The following is a 24496-nucleotide window of genomic DNA, read 5'->3' as shown; positions in this document are numbered from 1 at the left end:
AGTCTAATTGCAATTGTTAACTCTTCAAGTATAATTTGTTGAGATTTACATGAACCTTATTAGATGAAAGAGAAAGAAGAGCAGTTTAGTTTTACACCAGACAATCTTAGCAAAGCAAAAAAGTCTATAGAGATGTATCCTAAAGGTAGAGAAGGTAGCGCTGTCATGCCTTTACTATATCTCGTGCAAGAACAATGCGGATGGGTTTCTGAATCTGCCATGCGCTACGTTGCTGACATGCTTCATATTCCACATATTCGCGTGTATGAAGTGGCAAATTTTTATACCATGTATAATTTAAAGCCAGTAGGTAAATATCTAATACAAGTTTGTAGAACAACTCCTTGCTGGTTATGCAATAGCGAGGAAGTTTTAAGTACCTTTAAAAAGAAGCTTGAAATCAATATCGGTGAAACCACTAAAGATAATCTATTTACTTTAAAGGAAGTTGAATGTCTTGGTGCATGTGTTAATGCCCCTGTTGTACAGATCAATAACGATTTTTATGAAAACCTCACTCCTGAAAAAGTGGAAAATATCATAGCAGAACTTTCAAGTAAATAGATGGAAAAGTTCTCGTTTAGGATAACCAAGCAATCAGGTTCTGCAAGAGTTGGAACGATCAAAACTCCAAATGGAAGTATAGAAACACCAGCATTTATATTTTGTGCAACCAAAGCTGCTATTAAAGCTGCAGATATCGAGAGAATCAGAGAAGCAGGTACTCAGATAATACTTTCCAACACCTATCACCTAATGCTCCAACCGGGAGAGGATACTGTGGCAAATCTTGGTGGCTTGCACAAGATGATGGGATGGAGTGGGCCAATGCTCACTGATTCTGGTGGATACCAGATATTTAGTTTAGGACACGGATCAGTTTCAGAAGAGATAAAGGGAGTAAGACAGAAACAAAAAACTCTGATCAAAATTAACGAGGATGGGGCAATTTTTCGTTCTTACATAAATGGTAAAACTTATTGTCTAACTCCTGAAAAGTCGATACAAATTCAACAAAAATTAGGTGCAGATTTAATCTTAGTTTTAGATGAATGTACTCCATTTCACGTCAGCAAGGAGTACACAAGGAAATCGATGCTCATGAGCCATAGATGGGCTGAACGTTCTTTAAATGAATTTGAAAAAAATAATAATGGCAAACAGGTGCTTTATGGAATTAGTCAAGGCGGAGTGTATCAAGATTTGCGTAGAGAAAGTTGTGATTTTATCAACGATTTGCCATTTTTTGGTCAAGCAATAGGTGGATCGCTTGGTCAAAGTAAAGAGCAGATGTATGATGTAGTTTCCTTTATTATGGAACATTTAAAAAAAGATAGGCCTACTCATTTGCTTGGCATTGGTGGAATTGTAGACATTTTTCGTGGAGTAGAGCTTGGAGTTGATACATTTGATTGCGTGCATCCAACTCGCCTCGCAAGACATGGTGGCGCGCTTGTTAAAGTAAAAAATAGAGATTCTATTTCTTCAAAGTGCAAAGAGCATATTAATTTGCGAAATCAACGATTCGAACTAGATGATAACCCAATTGAAAATGACTGTTTGTGCTTTACTTGCAGAAAACATTCAAGAGCCTATATACACCATCTACTGAAAGCTAAAGAGTTGCTGGCTTATACACTCGTTACCATTCACAATGTTTTCTTCATGAATAAGTTGATGGAATCAATAAGACAAGCAATATTGAATGATAGGCTAGATCAGGAAAAAAATAATTGGATTAGTGAAATACCGCTGCATTGTGAATTATATACCTAGTTCATATTTTGTACATGTGCGTTGCATTTTTTAATCTTCTTTAAAAACTTGACAGTACCGTATATATACGGGTATACTAAAAATATAATTTTGTGAGGCATTTATGGTTAAAAATAAAGAAAAACATCAAATAGCGTTTTGCGTTTCAGCCTTTACACTCTTATAGTATTTTCTAAAATGAATGGATAAATTTCCATTATGGTATTACCAACCAAAAGTTGTAAGTCTGTACATTTATACATTAGAGGTCTGAGGCGGCTTTTGATGGTATGCCAACAGTGTTCTATGGGATTCAAATCTGGTGAATATGTTGGAAGATACAGCACATGAAAGCCAAAAGACTCTATTAATGATTTTGTTTTAGTGGTCTTATGAAATGTAGCATTATCCATAACTATGGTTGTGCCAAGTGGCAATTTAGGTAATAACATCTTCTCCAACAATATATTGAATACCTCTTTTTCACACCCACCTTTGAAAGTCATTGGTGCAATAAATCTCATTCCAATCCACCCGGCTACTATACTGATTCTCTCTCGAGTTCTCCCTGGAATATCTGCATAAATTTTCTTTCCTCTTGGAGCACGTCCATATTCTCGGTATAACTTATTATCAACTCCTGCTTCATCTATATATAAGATGCTGGAATGTTCTATTTTTGAGATTTTATCAATAAATTGCTGCCTATCTTCTTGATTGCGCTCTTGATATAGTGTGACTTTTTTTTAAAGTAATTTTTAGCTGTTTTAGTCTATACCAAATTGAATTTATTCCAAATCCAAGATTTTGTTTCATCTCTGCCAGAGTATGATCTGGATTCTTTGTAACATATTCTTCGAGTATTTTTGGGTCTATTTTTCGAATAAAGCTACCGTTTTTAGATGGCTTTAAGCTTTCACCAGCAGCTTTCTTTTTTAACCAGCGGTACAGAGTTGCTATTCCTATCTCCATGAGCTCTGCTATCTCAACCTTTGTCTTCCCTTTTTCTATCATCAATACTGCCTTTTCCCTTAAATCCACACTATATGCCATTATAACTCAAATACTTTGTTATACCTTTATCATTTGCTTTGGGAAATACTATAGCTGTTTTATCATTGATCTCAACTGGAATTGCAGTGGGTACCGTACCTGCTATAGCTTCTTGTTTAGTGATAGGAGGAGTTTTAACTGCCTTGTCTATTGTGCAACCAGTAGAAAGCTATTTATTTTTACAAAACAGCGAAAAAGCTTTCAATAAAATAATTAGTGGTATACGCGATGAACCAGAAAGGAAACTTTTTATAGAAAGGATTTTGCAACCATTCATTGAACTTTTTAGTGAGCATAAGCAACATAATTAAAGTACACTAAGCATAGAAACAACTTTATCGTAACTTGGCAGTGACTTAATTTCTCCAATCGCAGCTAAAGTAATTCTCTCATGCTGAGATAGCAATTCTTCTGCTGCTTTTTTTATATCGTAAATAGTAACAGCACTAATTTTTTCTATTAATTCATTTTTACTGATGTATTTATTATAGTTACCGTAGTAGTGTCCTAATGTTTCAGCACGTGAGCTAACACTTTCGCGTGACATTAAAATTTGAGATTTTACTCGTTCTTTTACTCTATTTACTTCTTCTTCCTTTAAATCATCTGTAGACAATTTCTTTAGCTCTGTCGTTATGGATTTTAAAAGCTTATCTAGATTACTACTATCTGTACCAGCAAAAATCGAAAGCATTCCCGTATCAGCATAGCTAGAGTTGAATGAGTAAATGGAGTAAGCAAGACCCTGCTTTTCTCTTACTTCCTGGAATAGGCGTGATGACATGCCACTTCCCAGTATAGAATCAAGCACTTTAAATGTGTGATATTTATTATCATCACGAGAAACACTAGGTAGCCCAATTAACAAGTGCACCTGATCTAATTTACGATGCTCTCGATACTCACCACTGGTATAACCTGCATTCTGGCTTTTTTTCAGCTCTTTTGAATGAATCTTTGAGAGAAAGTCTTTGATTAATTGAACAACTTCCTCATGTTCAACATTTCCTGCAACAGCAAATATAATGTTCTCGCCAAAGTAATGCTCATTTATATAGTTATCTAGATTAGCTCGAGTAAAAGATTTGACAGTATCTTGCGTACCCAAGATTGACCTACCAAATGGTTGATCTTTATAAGCTGCTTCAAAATACTTATCAAAAATGATATCGCTCGGTGAATCATTAGTTTGAAAAATCTCTTGTATTACAACACCCTTTTCGCGTTCCAATTCATCCTCTGGAAATGTAGAATTCATTAATATATCTATTAATATATCAATGCCAGTCTTTATATCTTTTTTAAGAACCTTTGCGTAATAACTGGTGCTTTCTCTACCGGTGCAGGCATTGAAGGCTCCACCTATATCATCAAAAGCTTTTGCAATTTCAAATGCAGTCCTCGTTTTCGTTCCCTTGAAAGCCATGTGCTCTAGGAAATGAGATATTCCATTTTGACTTGCGCTTTCAGCTCTACTGCCAACACCAACCCGTATATTTAAAGCTACGGAATCAACGTCATGCACTCGCTCAGTTATTATGCGCAGACCATTATCTAATTTTGTTACCTGTGGTACGTTCATCTTATATACTCTTTTTTAAATTGTCTTCTGCAAAATCCCAATTGATCAAATGATCAAGAAAAACTTTTATGTAGTCAATTCTGCGATTTTGGCAATCCAAATAGTATGCATGCTCCCATACATCCATAGTAAGCAGTGGTACCTGATCATAAATTAGCGGTAAATCCGCATTTGGAGTTTTAGTGATTTTGAGTTTCCCTTTTTCAAGCACTAACCACACCCATCCACTACCAAATTGGCTTACTCCACAATTTGAAAATTCTTCACAAAATTTATCAAAGCCACCGATATCATCTTGAATTTTTTTTGCTAGAAGACCATCATCTTGAGGCTTACCACTACCATTCTTTTTCATTGAATTCCAATAAAAAGTGTGATTCCAAACTTGTGCTGCGTTGTTAAAAATAAGAACTTTATCACTGTGACCATGAACTTTTGTTACTAATTCCTCAATTCCCATATGTTGATGGTCAGTATTTTCAACTAGCTCATTTAGCTTATTTAAATATCCCTTATGGTGCTTGTCATAATGAAAATCCAATGTCTTTGCAGATATATAAGGTTCTAAAGCTGCTTTATCATATGGCAACTCAGGTAAAGTAAAACTCATGCTGACCTCTTTATTTTCGATGGTATGTTAATATGTGCTTTTGCGCAACACATAATTTGTAAGATGTTTATTGCAGTTATTCTAAAATGAACTATACTGACAAGGTAATTATTTTTTATTTTTAGAGGGGTAATATGTCAAGTTTATTCAAGAATTTTAGTAGATATGCTAAGTTCGGAAATATTCCTAGAAAAAGCGTTGAAGGTAACGAAGTTCCACAAAATAGTTTCTATAAGTCCGTTTATTATATTAATAGTGTTATTGAGCCAGTGAAAAATGTAGCTTTTGGTAGTTTGAGGTGTCATTCTCTGACTTATCTTACTACTTATACATTAGCTAGTATAGCCCTACAACCTTTATATCTAGCATTGGCGTATCTATCATATTCGCCGGCAAAAGGGTTAGCGAAAGTAACAGATGGTTGTGATCTTAAGTACAGTACAAAATAGTTGATAGATTATTCATCCATGTTGTCAGGTAAGGCACGTGTCCATAGTAGTGCATTAGCTCAGTTTGTTAACACAGTTTTGAGTTATGCTGTTAGTGCTGTCATCTGGGCTGCTGCGCTTGTTGTTACACCACTCGTTTGGACTATTGATAAAGTGGCAAGTAAATTTAGTGATGCAAACGCTGAAGGTGTTGGTAGTCCTTCTTTTTCAAAATAGATAGCCTACCAAGTGCATGTGAAACCATTGTATCTGTGTGGCAAAATAAAGTAGAAGAGAAAAGACACCTATAGAAGCAAGAGGATGTCATGCAAGTAGCTGACACTGGCATCCCGATAGAATGTTGGGGAGTGTTAAATAAACCATACGCGTCAAGTTAAGGAACTGTGGTAATAAACTTAGTGTAAGGAAGAGAAAGAAAAGATATAAGTTCTCTTAAATCTAACAAAGAAAACGGAGAACTTATACAATGAAAAGAATAGTTTGCATCTCAAAAAAGCTCAAAGAATTTTTTAATGAAAAAGCAGATAAAATCTCAGCTACAACAGGGTTCATAAAAAGAAAGAGGAAGCTAAAAGGCTCGTAGTTCATAAAAGCCATCGTTTTGGGTAATATAGGGGTTGATAATTGTAGTATAGAGACAGTGTGTCAATTATTGAATGAAGACTCGATAAATATAACAAAACAAGGTCTGGACTTTAGATTTACCAAGGAAGCAGTGGAATTTATGAAAAGAATGTATAATGAATCTTTAACGTTACTTAAAAATACCTTACAAGTTGATTGCAGAATCTTGAAGCACTTTGGAGGTGTTAAATTATTAGACAGCAGCTACATTAGCTTACCTAACAGTATGGAAGACATGTATAAAGGTTATGGTACCAGCTACAGTGGTTATGAAAGCAATACTAAGTCTGGAATAAAGTTACAATTAGTTTTTGACTACCTAAACCAGACATTAGACCAGCTTAATATAACTGAAGGAATAAGGTCAGATCAGGGTTATAGAAGCCATTTAAGCAATATATCGAACAACGATTTACTAATATCTGATTTGGGTTATTTTGTGCCAAGTTCTTTTAAACACATCAATGAAATAGGAGCTTATTTCATAAGTCGTTATAAATCCGATACTAACATATATGATATAGAGACAGGTCAAAAAATAGATTTACTAGAACATTTGGGAGATCGATCTTTTCTAGAACAGGAGGTATTGTTAGGAAAAGAGACAAGGGTTAAAGTAAGAATTATATTTAAAAAACTAACTGAAGAACAAGCTGTGGCTAGAAGAAGAAAGGCTAATAGGTTAGCAAGATCACATGGATACACATCTTCTCAAAGGAACCAAAAGTTACTAAATTGGTCAATATTTATAACTAATGTTCCAAAAAGTAAGATTAATGCTGAGCAAATACTAGTAGTTTACCGAATAAGATGGCAAATTGAATTATTGTTCAAATTATATAAGAGTAATATAAGGATTGATAAGCTGAGAGGAAAGCCATACAGAGTATTATGTGAGCTATATGCCAAATTGTGTGCAATTCTTATATTTCATGGAATAGTGGGTTGCACAGAACTGAAAAAAAATACGGAGCTTAGCTTAACAAAGGCATTTATTGAGCTAAAAAGACGGGTTAGAGAGTTATTTTTAGCACTAAATAATAAAATTAAAGGCTTAAATATTTTTCTCAAAAAGCTTACCATAACTTGGTCGCAGTTTTCATTAAAAGACAAGTGCAGAAAAACTAGGGTATCCACCTTAACTTCTCTAAATTTGCTAATACCAAAATCCATTACTGACGGAACAAATAAGAAACATTACAAACTCGTTTAATAGTAGTACTGGAAATATTGACAATAAAATTACACAAAACATCTTCAAGTAAACCTATGGTATCGTAGATATAGCTCTTTTCATAATAGTCCGGAAAGTTCATAGAAAAGCAGAATCAACAGCATGACGAAAAGATGTGAATAGAGGGATGTTTTTCCTAGCTCTATTTTTTATAGCAAACCAATGATGCTCAATTTTATTGAAATCTGGGGAATACGTAGGAAGATACAAAATTTCAGCACCAACTTCTTTAGCAAGTTCAGTAATCTTATTAGACTTATGAAAAGTAGCATTATCAAGGATAACAGTTTGTCCAGGTTCCAAAATAGGTGTCAAAAACTGCTCAAACCATTTATTAAAGATATCCATATTACAATGGCCCTCAAATGTTAACGGAACAACTATTTTTCTACTATTTAGAGCTGCAATCATGCTAATTCGTTGAGTTTTCTTTCCAGATTTTAGGGCATAAAATCGCTGTCCTTTCTGAGAATATCCATAGGGATAGTCTTCGGTATTATCAATACCAGATTCATCTATATATACTAAGTTTTGAGGTTCTTTCGTTGCTATAATTTTCAAAAATTCAGCACGTTTTTCTTCATTCCTTTCTTTGTATCCATATGTCTTTTTTGCGTGTGAGTCCAATTTTTTAAGAGCTAGATGAATCGTTGGGATACTAACATTACTCCAAAGCTTAGCCATTTCCGATAGAGTTTTTCCACCATGTTTTTGGCAAATTCAGTAAATTTATTCCAGTCGGTAATTTTATGATTATAACCTCCATTTCCAAGTTTTTCGACTGAAAATCTCCTGTTTCTTTTTTTCTTTGCTGCCACTCCCATAATGTAGTTCTTCCAATTTTAAATCTTGCTGCTACCGTTTCTCTGCTTTCCCCTTCGTCTAGTACCTCCATTGCTTTTTCTTAAATCATAACTATATGCTGCTGGCATACTTACCTTCACTACTATAAACTCTTATTTTAAACCGTTTGGACCATTATGAAAAGAGCTATACTATTGCGTAAAGTATTGTATTTGATATATTGCCACAACCTTTCAACAGGATTCAGTTCCGGTGAATAAGGAGGCAAGTATATGATGGTAATGTTTTCCTGAATTTTCAAACTTTTTGATCTATGCCAACTTGCACAATCCATTACAAGAAAGGCTTCTTTCGTGCCTAAATCTTTCGACATCTGCTCCAGAAATATATTCATACAATCAGTGTTTACATATGGAGCAAGTAGGCTAATTTTCTTACCACTTCTTGGATTTACCGCACTTTAGATATAGAAATTTTGTCTACCAATTTTCATTTTAACCTGCGTTCTGACCCCTTTTTTAAACCATCCGTGTCCGATTTTTGAATGAGTCCCAAATCGTGATTCATCAAAAAAAACACCTCCCTTTTAGGGTGGAAATTGACTATTTTATTGAAGTATCTTTTAAACTCTTCTTGCTTGTTTTTATCTTGTTTATGGTGCATTGGCCTCGGTGTTATGTAAGAAAATTTCATCCTTTGTATCTCACGGTGCACTGTTGATTTGCTGATGTTTAGGGCAAATTCCTCTGAGATTTTTATTTGTACTTCCTTAATAGTAATATTTGGATTTCTTTCTACCCATATTTCAATTTGCTCACGTTGATTTTTGTTTAATTTGCTTTTTCTTCTCCGCTGAAACGGGGCAAATAATTTTTCTACTCTACCAAATTTTAGATGCTTTATCCATTCAGTCAAAGCAGTCCTTGAAATTTTACATATTCTTGCCACAGCGCTTATACTACTTTCTTTTCCTGCTATCACCGCTTGTAACTTTTTTGAAACATATGCGTTATTTCTTACCTTTTTTAACATTTCTTTCGCTAAATTTACAACTCTTTCGTCTAATAGTTTTGACCTTAATGCCATTTATACCTCGCTATTTCACTTACTCTAGTATGACTTTTTCCCCATTATTCTCTATCTGTTCTTTCTATAGCGGGAATTGGTATAAGTCATACTTTTCCTTCGTTATATGACCCCTTGCATATACATAAGCTAATTTTTCTATACCTTGTTCTATTTTACTTGCACGCTTTTCAAGTTAATCCTTTGCTTGCGTACTTTCATGTTTTACGAGTCTTAGCTGATATTCCTTAGTCATTGCCTCTGGTTCTTTGAGTACCATCTTCATTTCTTTCCATACTGCTTCTTCTAGTATATCAACTCGTATTGATTTGCTGTTACACACCCTATTCCCAACAAAACGAATTGATTTTTTCTTTCAGTCCTCGGAAAAATCTTACTTAGCTTAGCTATAGATGTTTACAAAAGAAATTCAAGTGAGTGAAGAAAGAAAAATTATTTTTGCAATACCGTAGGTACGCTCCACAATTATATTGAAGTTTTTATTGCACTCAAAACCTTCATTTTTCCTCATTTCTAGAATTATTAACGCATTATCATTTAACCAGCCTGAGTGAGCTAACTCGTCTAAAGTTGAGTTAACCAGATTGATATTATAAGGTGGGTCCATAAAAACTATATCGCACTTTGAAATAGGTCTTGGTAATCCGTTAGCATTGCAACAAATTAACGTGATATCGTTCGTAATTCCAAAATCTTCTGCTGTTTTTTTAGGCAGTTGCAAATTGTAATAATCTGAATCTACCATGAATGCATGTTTAGCACCTCGAGAAAGTGCTTCAAATGAAAAAGAGCCACTTCCGCAGAATAAATCAAGTACATTTAGGTTATAAATAGGTTTTCTTGAAGAAAGTATACTAAATATTGCTTCTCGGACACTACTCATAGTGGGCCGTGCAGCTAAATTCTTGCCTGTAGTTATTTTTCTTCCACGATATTTACCCGCAATAACACGTAACATATAAAACAAGTTCGAAGTTAACTAATTATTTATAATACACATTTAATGTCAACATAGCTTCAGCAGTCTAATAGAAAGAAGGTTGCTTGTGGAGGAACGCAAGATCAATCGCTTTTCTTTGATTTATTTTCTATACTGATTGCACGACCAATCTCGTCTTGTAAATCATCATGGTTGTTTTTTTCATCATGACCCATCCCTTCAATTCTACTTTCTAACTCTAACTTAATTAAAGTATTGATTTTCTCTATACTATCGAGGAAATTGTGACACTCTTCATCACTATATTCCTCACCAGATGCTTTTTTTTCTATAAATAGACTTTTGAACCCTATTAGATCAGAACTCTGATCGGCATTCAACACAATATTTCTCTCTATAAAACTAAGATCTGATAGTAACAAACTAACCTCTAATAGATCTTCACTTTCAATGTTTGCAAGATTATCAAGATCGTCTAAAATAGAGAACATCTTAAGCTCCTTCTGTGCAATTTCTTTGTCTTCTTTGTCAAATTCTGACGATAGCCCTTTATCATCTATAAGTCTCTCATTCATAGCTTTATTTAGCTTTGAAAGACTAACATCAGCTTGCTTAGTGCTATCTAGTAAAAAATCTACCCTCGCTCTGCGCGCATTTAAAACATCATTGTAATCGTTTAACTTGATATTACCATCTTCGTCTTGCTGAAGACCATAATAACTTAGCCCTTTGAAATTACGATTCTTCATCATTCTCTATGTTCTCATTCCTTTCATTATCTTGACGCTCTCTATCTTCTCCGGCACGTATAGCTTCTGTAGTGTTTTTTAGGGTTTCTGGTTCCGTACCTAATTTTCGATTTGATTGATTAGGCTTATTTTCTTTTGATGATTCATCTTCTTCTGGTTCTCTCTTGCGGCCAATAGTGTAGTCATGAAGCTTCTCAAGAAATTCCCGTCTATATGTTTTTGCTCTATAGAGTAGATTATGCTGGTAACCATCCTTTTCTCCTGTAGCAGGGTTAATTCCTATAGAGTCGAGACCATGTTCCCAAGTAAACTTCATAGCATCTTCTATTGTATAGCCCAAATGTGATCCTACATATCCTTTATAATATTCTAAATATTTATCAATTCTTCTATGTGCAATATCTTCTTTATCAATTCCAAACGCCCTGTAGATTTTTTCCTCAAGCTTATCAACATCATTTTTAGGTGATGTTGCAAATTTTGTTGCTTCAATAGTATCACCTACAAGCTTACGTGGCACATTAATAGAATATTTCAGCACACCCCCAACTCCTGGCATCCTACCTAGCAAATTAGCTTTACCTCCAGCTAATCTGTCCGGTACATGAGTAGCCCAATTACCTAAAGACTCTAGCCCTCCACCAATTTTATCTTGCATCTGTTGTTTTAATCCCTGCATTAAACCAGTCACAGGTGATGCTTGATACATACTAGATATATTGTAAACACCAAACCCACCACCGGCAATGCTTGAGCCCATCTGTTGTACAAACTCCTTCAAAGAAAACATCAAAAACGAAAGCAAGAACAATACAAAGATCTCTCCTGCGTTTATTAAATAACCTCTCTGTATGTCTTGCACCCTTTGGTAATCACTATTTTCTTGATAGTTTTGATTTATATCATAAAAATTCTCTGATTGGCAGCTTACACTTTGCGTAATTACACCTTGCACTAAAGACTTTATTTCACTTTTTGAATTTGGTCGAATGATACCCTTTTTGTAATCGCCTATTATTTTCTCATAATTTCTGCACTCTTCTTCATGCTGTTGAGATTGACAATAACGCTTTTTTATCTTACTATCTATATTATCTATTAACAATAAGATATAAGCCTTTTCTGATGCATGTAATAAACTATTCGTTAGACGCACTAGATCTTTTTCACTACAATTAGCATCAACTACTATATCACTTTCTGCTATATAATGGTCTGATGGATTTTTCTCAGTACCAGGCACTGGGTTCAAGAAAGGGTAATCTATATAACGAAAACCTTTATTAATGTAATCTGGTGGAAGAGGGATATATCCAGCGCCACCAGTAAACTTTACTGTACCACCTATTCTGCTTAGTTTTTCTATACCTTCTATATTCTTATCTACGTTCAATGGAGAAGCCTCTCCAATAGCATAAGGTACAAAAATTTGCCCTGGAGTCCAGCTAAAGTATTCTTTATCAATTATACAAAAACCACCAAATACCCATTTTGGAGCACATAACTTTATTTCAAGCCATTTATTATAGCACACAGTAAAGCCTAACTTTTTATAAAAGGTATTCATTGTCATCGCAGCAAGTAATGACAGCAGGGTAAATATCATAATTGATTGCAAACAGAAACTAATACAGAATTTTATCCAACCCTCAAATAGACTTTTCAGTGGTGAAAATAAAATAGAGATTAGGAATAGCGGCATTATAGCTACAAGAAAAGCTATACCCATAAAACCAGAAAGGAATATTATGTAAGCATACATACACAGCAGGAAATATAAGACAATCCCTATAAAAATTGCCGGTATCATAAGGAGACTTGCCCACATTTGATAATGTAAAAATGCTGCAAACTTTTTCCAAACAGAGTAAGCAAAAAACTTATTAAACATATCCTCCATGAAGCTAAACAATTTAGCTTCATTTCCTTGAGAAACGTTTGAATTACCTCCGGTGTTCATGTTGGGAGCAAAATTAGTAATTATGCTTATCAATTGTTCAAGACCTTTAACAAATAAAACAAGAAAATGATCATAGAAAAATCTAAAACTTCCAGGAGATATAAGCACTATTACTAGAGTGATTTTCATCATTCTGATGAGCATATCATGCTTAGTTTCTCTTATCATTCCAAAAAGATAAAGAAGCGATGAAATCACTATAAATAGAACAAGCAAGGAAAGAACAAAATTGTGAAAGCTCGTACTTTTTTCAGCTATATTTTGAAACATCGCTTGTGCAGCTGCAGGATCATTGCTATCAAAATGCTTTTTACAATTTTCGTTAATCAATAATACACATTTTAGATAGTTATAAACGTAATCAAAAAATCCAAAGTTACTTGGTTTCTGCACTCCGCTCAAAAATTCAAAAGAGTAGCCACCTGCATTATCTAGATAATATCTATCTAATATCTTTACATATATTTTCCATCCTTTTTCTAACCTCACCTTATTACAATTTCTGTCCTGTAATGTGGTGTTATCTCTGTCTAAAGTAAAAAGCCCACTTCCATCTTCCGCTACGGAATTGTAACCTAGATGTACAGTAGGAGACTCAGGGTTACGCATGGATTTTAAATTTTCGTTAGGACTAGAATCGCTAGGCCTTTTAAATAAAAGATAAGCACCATGGCCGTTAGTAAACCAACATGGAGCACCACGTGATACTGTATTTGCGCTATCATCTTCATTAATGCACTTGCAATTTACAGTGCAACTTGCATTAGGCTTACTTGAAAATTTTTGTATGCTAGGTTTATAATCATTACAAACTAAGTGAAAGTCAGGTAGACTATTATCACCTGACTCGCCTTCAAACTTAGTCGCATATTTTAGCTGTTCCAAGCTTTGCAAATTATAACTACCTTTAGATTCTTTCTTATTATTATTACTCCAAGATGTCCATGCACCATTTACTCGTACTACTAAACTATCTCCATTGGTTTCAAATCCAGTATCTTTCCACTTCACCACTTGATTAGAGTGAAAACCATAATTGATTTCTCCGGTTTCAGGATCAATAGGTTCTCCACTTTCACCTTCTGGAAAAAACGCATCATGAACGATTGGAAAATGAGCACCAATTGCAATGGGTTCAGGACCAAAATAATCAGCAGATATACATCTTGGAAAAGGCATATCATTCTTACTACAACCTGTAACCAGAACACAGATTACCAAAATTAATAACCTAAACCAACATTTGCCTAAGCGTGATTGCATACCTAAACTTTTTCCAATACAGAATAAATTTCTAAAACCTTACTTCAAATATCTTTTTAATTAGTTACTCCATATATCTCATCAATCTTCCTTGACTTGTCCTTTTGTTTTATCAGAATCCTTTTGCTTATCTGGCTGGCTTAGTGTTTCAGATTTGCTCATTTCTCTGCCAGCACTCCCTTTCCCATCTGCTTGCTTTGGTGTATCAGGCAATTTAGCTTCAATTTTGCTACGATCTTTACTCATTCCCTGCTTGATGTTATGTATCATATTTTGGGTTCTATCATCAAGGCCAACAGTTGACAGCATATCTTGTGATGCGCTCCTAGAAATATGACTAACACTTTGAGCAACTCCATAACCAGAGCTGAACAACGCCTGCGCCATAGTTTCTGATATAGAAACAAAAGCTTCCATTGCACTAGCAATGATGAGATATATAAATGCCTGGATTAGATCTATAGGTAATGCTGCAAAGTGCCCACCAGCCCTTTCTCCAGTACTGAGCGCAACATCAACACTAGTACCAGGACTATACCCAAGAGGTAATATTGATTTCATAAGACACAGATCATACGATAAAAAATTTACACTAATTAAGCATTGATAGCATGCAGAAAAATTTGTGAGGTTGTATAGAACTGAATACATTAACTGGTTTAAAAGAGACAAGGATGAAAATAAAATGACTGGTTGCAATGAAACATGAGCCAGCGTTTTTATCCAATTATCAAATAATGTTTTAGTTTGTTGAAATAGAATAAATACGATAAATAAAGGTGCCAATGACAATAAAAATGCCACTAAAACAGTAGATATTACATACTTAAACGTAGCACTAATAATGCATCTTAAAAACACAAAAGTAGCATAAAGTATTGCCAAAAATGCAATAAAGCCAAAAGGTCCTGATAGCATTAAAGACAAAAATTTCAGCCATGTTTCTCCTGTAAATAATACTCCCGCTGTTAAATCTAAGAATGCAAATTTTTTACCTCCTTCTCCTATATAGCCAGAAAAACTATCAACTAAATAAATGCTACCATCAACAAAAAGCCCAGACAAAGTTGTACCAAAGAATTCCCAACTTCTATCACTAAAAGCAAAAGCTATAAATGCTATTTTGAATGTTCTTATAATAAAATCGAATTTACTTAATTGTATTGTTCCAAGCATATAGCCAACAACAGTAAATATAACGTATAGAATAAGCAAAGCTCTTATTCCTTGTAGAAGCCCCTTTCTATATCCTTCATATGGAATTTTAATTCCGTCTTCACTCCCGTCTGTTATGAAATCAAAAATCTTGTTTACAGTTGATGAAATAAGATCGTTTATTTTTCTTTTTAAAAATAAATTTACTGTGTATTTGTTATCTTCATAATATTTGCTATCTTTATCCGTAATATCATCTTTCTCTACGTTTTCTACATTAATACCAAAATATATTTTCTTAGACTCTTCATTTACCAAATGACTTCCATCTATTATGTAATAGTCTACATTATACTCTGTTATTTTATCTAACTTCTTTACTTTTTTGAAATTATTAGTCTTTCGAACAGATGGATCTCCTGGCGGGCTATCACCCAAGTACATATACAGTTTTTCACCACTATCGAAGTTACATGATCTAGTCACTGCAACATGATATCCACCTCTATGAAGTTGGTAGTTGCCATTACTTGCTATAGCAAGCATCACACTACTACCAGGTATTATATCTTTTTCATCTATTTTATAATCATGATTTAATTTCAAAGAAAAATGTTCAAAATTATCACCAATTTGCGAACACACATTATCCCCTTTTGCACCCTTTCTCTCTGGAAAACATTGAATACCTTTAGCAGTATTCTGATTATTAAGATCGCCAACTTTTGCAACAAGAGCCTCAGCCCAGGAAATATCTTCTCTGTCCTCTTTGAAGTTTAATTTAGAATTTGATATTAAATTAATGTCAATCTGCTTAGAATCCCTCTTATTTTTTTCAATCTCTTTTAGTTCATCCTCAATACGTTTAAGGTGAGAATACATGTCACATGTATTTCTTTTATCATACTTCTCATACCTTATAGAAGAGACGCAATTCTCCCCTATACCTTTTGCGTTGTAACATATATTGTGATAGTAACAATTAAGTTCATAAGAACTGTATTTGTTCAGCTCATTAAAATCACACCTTTTCCCATTACATAATTCATTCAGTCCTATTTTAGTTCGTCGTAAATCTAACAATGCGCCATTTATCCATGAATTTTGAATATAATCCTTATTAAAATGTACCTTATTATCATATGGAGTGTAGCCATTACCAACCAAGTATCTATACTGTTGATCCTCTTCTTTCCCATCTTTATCTTTCCTTTTATCTAGTCGATCAAGTTCAAATTCCTTTTTGCTATCTTGCTCATCTTTATAAAAAAACTTACCTCCTTTACATACCTCTCCTGCGCTAGCTTTACTATCCTTATTTTTGTAATAATCGTCATCAAAAATAACCTTTCCTTTAAGGTCTTCTAATTTATCACAATTAATTGTCATTTTTCTAGGAACTAAGCTAAACCTTAATGTATCACCAGGATTTGCTTTAATTCCAGTATCTACATAACGTCTATTGCTATAGAATTCATTATTTCCAAAGCCTATATCCCCACATATTTCTCGTTCATCAAGGCTAGCATTATCAATTAACTTATTACTGTAATTTGGTATTAAATCATTAGCACAAAATACAGCAGGCACAAGTACTCTCTTTGGATTTTTCCCTTCTTTAAGAGGACAAAAATTTACTGAACCACCAAGAGTAAATTTGATTTTCTCATCCTTGCTAATTACTTGACCAGAATCAACCCAATGAATTTTAACTCCTTCGCCATCTTCACGCACTGGAACATCTATACTGACACTAGTATTTCTGCTCTGCAACCCAGGTTCAACACAATCCATTGTGCAGCCAGTAATTACAAGACATAGTATCAATAATAATGATTTTCTGCTCATCATTGATTTCCTGTGTTTGTCGGTATTTTAGGTGCTAATCTTTGAGCTGATTGTGGTATTTGAGGTCTTCGACTTGGTGTACCAGATTGCTGACCTGCTCTTCTTTCGATACTTTGTTCATCTAAACCTACTGTTCCCATTAAGCTTTGCTGATATTGCCTTCCTGGTTCGCTTGCTACATAAACACCAAACAACGAATCAGATATTGTTGAAGATGCCTCAACTAAAGCTTTCATGGCATGTCCCAAAATCACAAAAGCCATCATAGCGGTGATATTAGGTACATGTTTGGAAGCATAACCGTAAAAAATACAAGGATTAAAAATCCTTAAGTTAAGATTAAGTATACATGTAGGGCAGACCTCAAAATTAAAGACCGAATACACAATATAATCCATAACCTGGCTTATTAATGATATAAAAATTAAAAGCACTACCGGATGAATTGCAAATCTTGCTAAATTTTTGACCCAATTGTGAAACATCTGTCTAGTATATCCAAATAGAAGGCAAATAATAAAAAGAGGCGCCAAGGAAAGCAATAATGCAACTATTGCTATAGATGTGATAAAAGAAAATAAGGCGTTAAACATCGATAAGCTCACTGTTATCAAACCCCAAATCACCAAGCAAAACGATACAATACCCAAAGGACCAGAGAATATAAGAGATACTATTAGTAACACTGAGTGTGCTGATAAAAACCTATTGAGCGGTAAATCAAGAAATTCAAAAACATTTGATGTTGTACCTCTGAAATTTGCTATTTCTATTAACTGTTTTGGAGCATTAACAAAAATAGAAAATGCATTGTTATAAAAAAAACTCCAACTGTTATCGTTCAGCAATTGGGTAATAACTCCTATCTTTACACATATAATTAAAAATTCATATATAGAAGCATGAGACAATCCAAAAAAGTAATAAAGGGTGTATAAAACTATATATAATACTAATAACGACACTATTGTAGATCTGATGGTATTTGTTCTATTTGATGCTACAAAACTTTGATAAAGAGACTTCACAGGGCTAGTATCAGAGTGAATCGCGTTAGTGTCTTTGTAGCTAGAACCGAAAAATGCAGTTTTTACTTTTTCATCAAAAAAATTATATATCGCACTAAAAGTTCTTACAGGTGGCTCTTTGGTTGTAAGGTTAATACTAAACTGACCCTCATTTTTCTTACAATCACAGCCATGATCTCTTATTCCGTAATATATAGTGCCACTCTTGTCTTTTAGCTTTTCTTTTAATCTTTCCATATACTCAGTATTATGAACTTCACTGATATCCACAGGTATATCCCCCAGAATTTCACCAGGATTGTGCTCAGGAAACTTATCAGAAACATGTATATATAAGTTGTTTTTTAGACTATGGTTCTTCGTTACTCTTATATTGAAACCACCCTTGCCCTTAGTATTAAAGGTGAAAGTTAATTTCTCACCTTGGGGGTGATTGTTCTTTATTTCATAATCATAATTAGTACGTATATTGCCTCTCTCGTGTTCAAGTTCTTCTTTCTCCATTGACACTACTAACGATGGAATATAAGTTTTGATCTCCTTTTCCACAATCTCTTTAATAATTTTGCTGGCCTCAGCATTACCAATAACTAAAGCATCACCAAGTTTTTTAGCCACACTGCCATCATCTATGGTATTAGACTCAATCAGAACACAATTTTGATTAGCATAGTAACACATATTCTCACAGGCAAGATTTAAAAGGTACGTATCTATCTCACCTTTCTGACTGCTTGAAAGCCTCCTGCAGTCTATATTTTCTCCTTGTTTGATAGAATTAATGATATTTTCAATCTTCTTTTCATCTTGATCAGATTTTACAAAACTTGGATTCCAGTATTCTTTTCCATTCAACCATTTTGCGTCACCTATAATATATTTATTAGGGCATATTTCACCTTGACAATTCTCTTGATTTAAAACATGTGCAAAATACTCCGTCTCTCCTTCACCGCAACTCTCGTCAATTTTTTTATAGGTGACCGTGCCATTATCGTTTTTACACATTTTACTTCCAACAACACTAAAGCTTATCGCATCGCCAGCTTTAAGCGCAAACGGTAATGTAACGTTTCTTACTCCAGGTTCAATTGCAAAATCTTTATATTGCGAACAAAAATTAACCTTATCAGGTATTATATTAATCTCTGTTACTTTTATTTTATCCGAAATATAGACTCCAGAATCAACCCATTTCTGCTCTGTTGATACTATATCCAATTTCTCACGCAAGCCTGATGAATCTTCTGGCTTAATACACCCGCACCCAGATAATAAAAAGAGTATCACAAAACTTATGCATAGCTTAACCAAGTTTTGGTTGCTCAAATGTTCAAACATCTGTTACTCACCTGCGCTCACTCTCCACTGGTTTTATAGATTCACCAGAGGAAGATCCCGATCCCTTATTATCATCTCCACCTCCTCCAATAGCCCCTCTTACCTTATTTACAGCCGCAGCAGCAACTTGACCAGCACCTCCAGCAGCAGCTTTGGCAGAAGATAAAGCTTTATTCACCATTTGTGCAGGAGTGCTACCCGAACCAAGTGCTGCTCTGTGATTACCAGCAAGCTCAGCAGCCATGCCGGGAAGAACGTTTAAAAAGTGGTAAAAGAGGAATAATACTAAACACAATTTTAATAATTCTCCGATTAGAGAGCTGCCAAACTCCATGTATGTAAAGTCGAATAGACCAAGTATGCTGCTCTTTTTAAAGCTATAATTTTGCATCATACATGCGAGAGTAGTTTCATTTTTATCACATTCCCCATCTTTCAATTTAAACCACTGTTTTTTCTTACTATATGAGATTTCTGCTTGTTTCTTTTCATATGACTTGTCTGGTTGTTCATTTTTATATGACTCGTCCAGTTTAAAATTTAAATTTTTAAAATAGATTTTATCACATGCTATGAACATAAAAGATAGAAATGCAAAAAGGATAACTGGGTATAAACTGTAGGTAATTAACTCTTTTAGCCAACCATCAAAATATCCTTTGGTGTGTTGGAATAAAACCATAGGAATAAACAAAGGTGATAGAATAACAATTACACTTAAAGCAACTATAGATAAAATAAATACATAGCACATCCACAAAATAACCATCATCAGCAAAATGGCCATAAATATACAGACAAGAGCTACTAAAATTTGTCCACCAGCGAAAATAATACCAATCACCGAACCTGCAACTAACAAGACAGGAGCAGCGCCAAGCAAAACCGCTAACGTTGCAACACCTCCAGTACCAATTTTGCCACCAATTCCATCCAAAGGTGCACCTAAATAAAATAAAATTCTGCAATCAAGCCTATCCCAAGGTGCAAGATAACTGTAGGATACCTTCTGCCCTTCACGATTGTATTCATAATCTTTACCTGCCTCATAATTACATATATTTTTACTCTCAGATGAAGCTTTAAGCACTATTTCTGATAAGCCGTTCGAAAGTTTTGTTAATTCCCCGTAATAATGAGACATAGTACTACCTGTTGTGAAGTAAATCACCAAAGCAAACTTAATGATCAATATATACATTTCTTGTGGACTACGCATTCCACCAGACATGGCTTTTATAGAGAACAATATCAAAGCTAAAATTAAGATAGCAGCAACAGTGTTCTTCAGTCTTTTTTGTGCTACAGACAAAAAACTACCCTTATCATGTCCATTTTTGTCTGTAAGTAATTTACCACTTGAATCAATACCTGCCACTAAATTATCTAACGACTCCTTAATACATTGCACTATCATAGAAGTTATGGGAATAGGAGATAATGACTTACTTCCCGCTTGATTGTAGCAAGCTTCAGAGACATACGAGCTAAAACAGCTTTTATTGTCATAACCTACAAAAATTTTTCCTTCTTTTTCCTTTTCCCTTATAATAGTTTTGTAATCTTTATCTTTATTTATAAGGTCGCTAAGATCAACATTATATTCATCCGTACCATCTTTATTTTTGAATTTCATCACAGATTTTTCACACATAGGAGCAAGTGGGTCAGGTGGCAATTCCGTGCACCCCATATCAACCCCTTGCGGCCAAGGAGTCATTTCGATACCAAGCATTCTCACACTTGCTAACTCCACACATAATCTGCCCATTTTTTTCACTGCTTTAAATGTTGATCCATGTATGGGTTCGCTCTGTCCTGCTTTGAGAACTTTACATTTCAGCTCACCATCGACCGTCGGGGACCATGACCCATCTACATATCCAGTATCTTTTTCCCTTACATCAAAGTCTATGTATCCAGGTTTTTCTCTGGAATCAAAGTCTTTCTTGTTAAAAAGATTACCAAAAGTTAAAGGATTTCGATGACATATTTCTATATATTCACTGTATTGCACACCGTTTTTTGGCCAGTAATAACTTTCTGTACTCTCATGAACGTTAGAATTTAAGGCTTCTTTTTCTGCTCTTTTCCCGTCATAGTCTTTTTTGTTCACGTTTTCCCGAGCTTTATCTTGCAAACAAGAAAAATATTCATCTTCTTTTTGGTAATTTTTATTGGTGCAGCAACTATAACCTGTGTCTTCTTTAAAATTTTTGTATGTTCCATCATGACCACGTGCAACCGGGTGTTTAACAAAACTATGTTCACAAACAACAAGCCCCCCTATTGCTTTCCAGACTCCAACAATTGCAGCTATCATTCCAACAATAACAATAGCAGTAAATACACCAGCGGAAGAGACAATCAAAACAATACCAGTAAATATTGCACCAATAGCAATTGCTATCCCAGCAACTGCTGCAGCTGTTTTAAACGCCTTACAGTCAGGATTAGAAGCACGACTAAAGCTGCCAGTAGAATTAAATCTGCTAACAAATTCCGTTTTGTCAGTACCACTTACTGTATCTGCAAACACTGGATATGAGAGCAAAAAATCTATATTTAACAAAAATATCGCAACTAACAGTAATGACAGTTTAGTTTTAAACATTTTTCACCTTTTGATAAAACACAGGCAACCACATCTTTGGATCATCTCCGACTTCTTTCAATATATCATGTAACAATAGGACACTTTCTGCACGTCCAGATAACACGTTGACCACATCATCCAAATCTTTCAGATCTATTCTAGCTACTACAGCATTAACTCCTTGCTTTACTAAAAAGAATCTAGTACTTGGATCTGTGTGTTTGATCAGTATGTACTCACGTTCAGTTAACATAAAAACATCTCGATAGACACTAGTAGCTTTCAGATTTGGCAAAAAAATTTGTGTTGCTGTCTGCTGTACAAGCGTATCACTAATAGCACTTTTACTTGCATCTTCAACACTCTGAGTAGCAAAAACCACAAAAGCATTTAACTTTCTCAGCACTTTCAACCAGTCTTTTATCTTAGGTGCAAAAACTGGATTATCTATTAACGCCCATGCTTCATCAAGAACAATAATAGATGGAGTGCCATCAAGCGATATACTAATCCTATGAAACAAATAAATCAAGACCGGCCCAAGAGCAACAGGATCTTTTAGCAAGCTAGCCATTTCAAAGCCAAACACTCTTGCTTTTGAAAAATCTAGCAAATCTTCTTTATTGTCAAATATTGCAGCATGAGAGCCATCATCATGCCACATAGATATTGCTCCAGCTAGAGTATCAGGGCCCGCAAGTCCTAAAAATGGTACAAGATTTCTCAAAAATCTGTCTTCTTTTTTTAATTTAAAATTCCCCTCAATTGCATCATTAATTCTAGCAATATCTTCTGAAGTGAATTTATCGTTGTACACTAAAATTAAAGATTTTATCCATTCCATCAAAAATGTTTTATTATCAGGAGTATCGTCAAGTTGCAGAGGATTAAAATTTGTCTTAGTTCTTGGTTCTATTATAGTATAGATACCACCAAGTGCTCTTAAAAAAATTTCTGCACCGCGATCTTTATCAAAAAAGAATATTCTTGGAGAAAATTTCATTGCTTGAGCACATAAAAAATTCATTAAAACAGTTTTGCCAGCACCTGTTGGCCCAATTATCATAGTATGTCCAACATCCCTTATATGAAAGTTGAAGAAAAATGGAGTACCAGATGTTGTATCAAAAACTGTAACAGCATCTCCCCAGTGGTTATTGAATTTTTTACCAGTAGGATAATTATGTTGAGATGCAAAACCGGCCAAATTAAGACTACTTATTGTACCTTTTCTTACTATATAATCAAAATTACCAGGAATTTGCGCCCAAAATGCTGGTTCTAGATTAACCCTCTCACGAACAGGATAAACACCACAATTAGAAAGCTCCGATTCAACCAATGATAAAGCATTGTCCAATGATTTGGGGCTTTTTTCTATACATAAGATAGTTAAATGGTGTTCACCAAACGCAATTTTACCACTCATTGCATCATCAAGCGCATGAGAAATTTCTGCTATTTGAGAAATAGCTTTATCTGCAGATTGTATCATACGATTTTGCTGTATCTGCATTTTCGCAATTGCCATTTGCCTATTTGTAAATTGAAAAGACTGCGTGATAATAAATTCATAAGGAAGTTGTAAAAAAGAATCAAGCATTCCTGCGGAAGTATTATTTCCATATTCTTTGATACTAACTATTCCAGCATATTTACTTTCATTATGAGTCACAACCTGTATCATCTTATGGCCAAAAAACAACCTATGAACTGGTAAGTATCTTGATATTTCAGTTTTTAGTGGAAAAAGCGTATTTGTAACAAAGCCACAATTTACAATTCTAGATAGAAACTCCATTATTTCACAAAACAGTCCGTTTGGAGTTTCTTTTACTCCAAGGACTTTAGGCGAATAATTCCTAAGGCTTGTTACTATACGATTTGTCGTTTCCTCTAAATCTTCATAGGTATCACGCATATCACTTTCCCAAGCATGTTTTGAAGTTACATGCCCAAATTTTTTCAGTAGATGTGATAAAAATTCTACTCCCTTTGTATCTGCCCTACGAATAATCGTAATGTATAAATCATTAATAAAAGATTGCCTAGTTGCGTGTTTTTCTCTCCATTTTAGATTTACATGGTTAGCAAAAAAATTTGGTAAACTCTGGTTTGCAAATTCATCAGAAAAGATATTCTTCTTACGCCTGATGGTATGAAAGTACAAACTAAATGCTGGAGATGAAATGCTTCTTAGCATCTGATTTCTGATATTATTTTGTATCACCAAGTCTTCATCATCGGCCGTTTCAAACGCAAAGCCATTTAATTTTATAAATTTAACTAACCAATTCTGCTTTGTTATCAAGGTTGTACTATTCCAATAGCAAGAATAAGGTATAAATTCGGCAGCGTGAACCTCTCTACTTAGAATAGATTTATTCTTTGATTGAATAGCTCTAAATCTCAACATTGC

Annotated in this window: 15 protein-coding genes and 4 pseudogenes; 5 read left to right on the top strand and 14 right to left on the bottom strand. The window is 34.4% G+C overall.

Going from position 1 to position 24496, the window contains the following annotated elements; all coding sequences use genetic code 11:
• The first annotated feature begins 63 nt into the window (after positions 1–63).
• Both nuoE and tgt read left to right on the top strand, forming a co-directional pair.
• The gene (nuoE, locus tag M3L71_RS02470; RefSeq protein WP_280143890.1) at positions 64–564 is read left to right on the top strand and encodes an NADH-quinone oxidoreductase subunit NuoE; all 501 of its coding nucleotides are present in this window, start codon (positions 64–66) and stop codon (positions 562–564) included.
• Positions 565–1776, top strand: coding sequence for a tRNA guanosine(34) transglycosylase Tgt (gene tgt / locus M3L71_RS02465; RefSeq protein ID WP_280143889.1), 1212 nt, complete (start codon positions 565–567; stop codon positions 1774–1776). It abuts the gene before it with no gap.
• A 152-nt stretch (positions 1777–1928) separates the two neighbouring features.
• Here tgt and M3L71_RS02460 read toward each other — a convergent pair whose 3' ends face one another.
• Together M3L71_RS02460 and M3L71_RS02455 are read right to left on the bottom strand one after the other, a co-directional pair.
• Entirely contained in the window at positions 1929–2432 is a 504-nt protein-coding gene (locus M3L71_RS02460) for an IS630 family transposase (RefSeq protein WP_280144103.1), read from the bottom strand.
• Positions 2433–2460: 28 nt separating this feature from the next.
• Positions 2461–2808, bottom strand: coding sequence for a transposase (locus M3L71_RS02455; protein WP_264336399.1), 348 nt, complete (start codon positions 2806–2808; stop codon positions 2461–2463).
• 38 nt (positions 2809–2846) lie between these two features.
• Between M3L71_RS02455 and M3L71_RS02450 the strand changes: the two genes are divergently transcribed.
• Positions 2847–3119: a WD_0736 family protein gene (locus M3L71_RS02450; protein ID WP_280143888.1), complete on the top strand. Its 273-nt coding sequence runs from the start codon at positions 2847–2849 to the stop codon at positions 3117–3119.
• Here the strand turns inward: M3L71_RS02450 and M3L71_RS02445 are convergent.
• On the bottom strand, positions 3116–4390 hold the full coding sequence (locus M3L71_RS02445; protein ID WP_280143887.1) for a M16 family metallopeptidase: 1275 nt from the start codon (positions 4388–4390) through the stop codon (positions 3116–3118). The genes M3L71_RS02450 and M3L71_RS02445 overlap by 4 nt on opposite strands.
• Before the next feature lies 1 nt (position 4391).
• On the bottom strand, positions 4392–5000 hold the full coding sequence (locus tag M3L71_RS02440) for a superoxide dismutase (RefSeq protein ID WP_280143886.1): 609 nt from the start codon (positions 4998–5000) through the stop codon (positions 4392–4394).
• Between the two features lie 134 nt (positions 5001–5134).
• Between M3L71_RS02440 and M3L71_RS08550 the strand changes: the two are divergent.
• Both M3L71_RS08550 and M3L71_RS02430 read left to right on the top strand, forming a co-directional pair.
• Positions 5135–5665: pseudogene (locus M3L71_RS08550) on the top strand (hypothetical protein).
• 250 nt (positions 5666–5915) lie between these two features.
• Positions 5916–7286 (top strand): annotated as a pseudogene (locus M3L71_RS02430) (IS4 family transposase).
• On the opposite strand, the gene M3L71_RS02425 reads toward M3L71_RS02430, so the two are convergent.
• From M3L71_RS02425 to M3L71_RS02380, 10 genes and pseudogenes are all read right to left on the bottom strand, one after another.
• Complete coding sequence (locus tag M3L71_RS02425; RefSeq protein WP_280143202.1) at positions 7246–7389, bottom strand: hypothetical protein; 144 nt, start codon at positions 7387–7389, stop codon at positions 7246–7248. The pseudogene M3L71_RS02430 and the gene M3L71_RS02425 sit on opposite strands and share 41 nt — an antisense overlap.
• Positions 7386–8239: pseudogene (locus M3L71_RS02420) on the bottom strand (IS630 family transposase). Before M3L71_RS02420 ends, M3L71_RS02425 begins: the two are co-directional and overlap by 4 nt.
• Before the next feature lie 59 nt (positions 8240–8298).
• Positions 8299–9197: pseudogene (locus tag M3L71_RS02415) on the bottom strand (IS630 family transposase); the annotation flags it as partial.
• Between the two features lie 409 nt (positions 9198–9606).
• Positions 9607–10155 carry a 16S rRNA (guanine(966)-N(2))-methyltransferase RsmD gene (gene rsmD, locus M3L71_RS02410; protein ID WP_007302024.1) on the bottom strand — a complete coding sequence of 183 codons (549 nt, stop codon included), beginning with the start codon at positions 10153–10155 and terminating at the stop codon, positions 9607–9609.
• A gap of 104 nt (positions 10156–10259) precedes the next feature.
• The gene (locus M3L71_RS02405) at positions 10260–10889 is read right to left on the bottom strand and encodes a WD_0853 family protein (RefSeq protein WP_280143884.1); all 630 of its coding nucleotides are present in this window, start codon (positions 10887–10889) and stop codon (positions 10260–10262) included.
• Entirely contained in the window at positions 10873–14109 is a 3237-nt protein-coding gene (locus M3L71_RS02400; protein WP_280143883.1) for a TrbL/VirB6 family protein, read from the bottom strand. Before M3L71_RS02400 ends, M3L71_RS02405 begins: the two co-directional genes overlap by 17 nt.
• Positions 14110–14190: 81 nt before the next feature.
• Complete coding sequence (locus tag M3L71_RS02395; RefSeq protein ID WP_280143882.1) at positions 14191–17115, bottom strand: TrbL/VirB6 family protein; 2925 nt, start codon at positions 17113–17115, stop codon at positions 14191–14193.
• A complete protein-coding gene (locus M3L71_RS02390) occupies positions 17112–19481 on the bottom strand; it encodes a TrbL/VirB6 family protein (protein ID WP_280143881.1) in 2370 nt (789 codons plus the stop codon). Before M3L71_RS02390 ends, M3L71_RS02395 begins: the two co-directional genes overlap by 4 nt.
• Positions 19482–19488: 7 nt before the next feature.
• Positions 19489–22095, bottom strand: coding sequence for a TrbL/VirB6 family protein (locus tag M3L71_RS02385; RefSeq protein WP_280143880.1), 2607 nt, complete (start codon positions 22093–22095; stop codon positions 19489–19491).
• A complete protein-coding gene (locus M3L71_RS02380; protein ID WP_264375017.1) occupies positions 22088–24493 on the bottom strand; it encodes a VirB4 family type IV secretion/conjugal transfer ATPase in 2406 nt (801 codons plus the stop codon). Before M3L71_RS02380 ends, M3L71_RS02385 begins: the two co-directional genes overlap by 8 nt.
• Positions 24494–24496 lie beyond the last annotated feature (3 nt).

This window comes from Wolbachia endosymbiont of Frankliniella intonsa (assembly GCF_029856955.1).
Taxonomy (GTDB): domain Bacteria; phylum Pseudomonadota; class Alphaproteobacteria; order Rickettsiales; family Anaplasmataceae; genus Wolbachia.
This window is presented reverse-complemented; position numbering and strand designations above follow the sequence as displayed.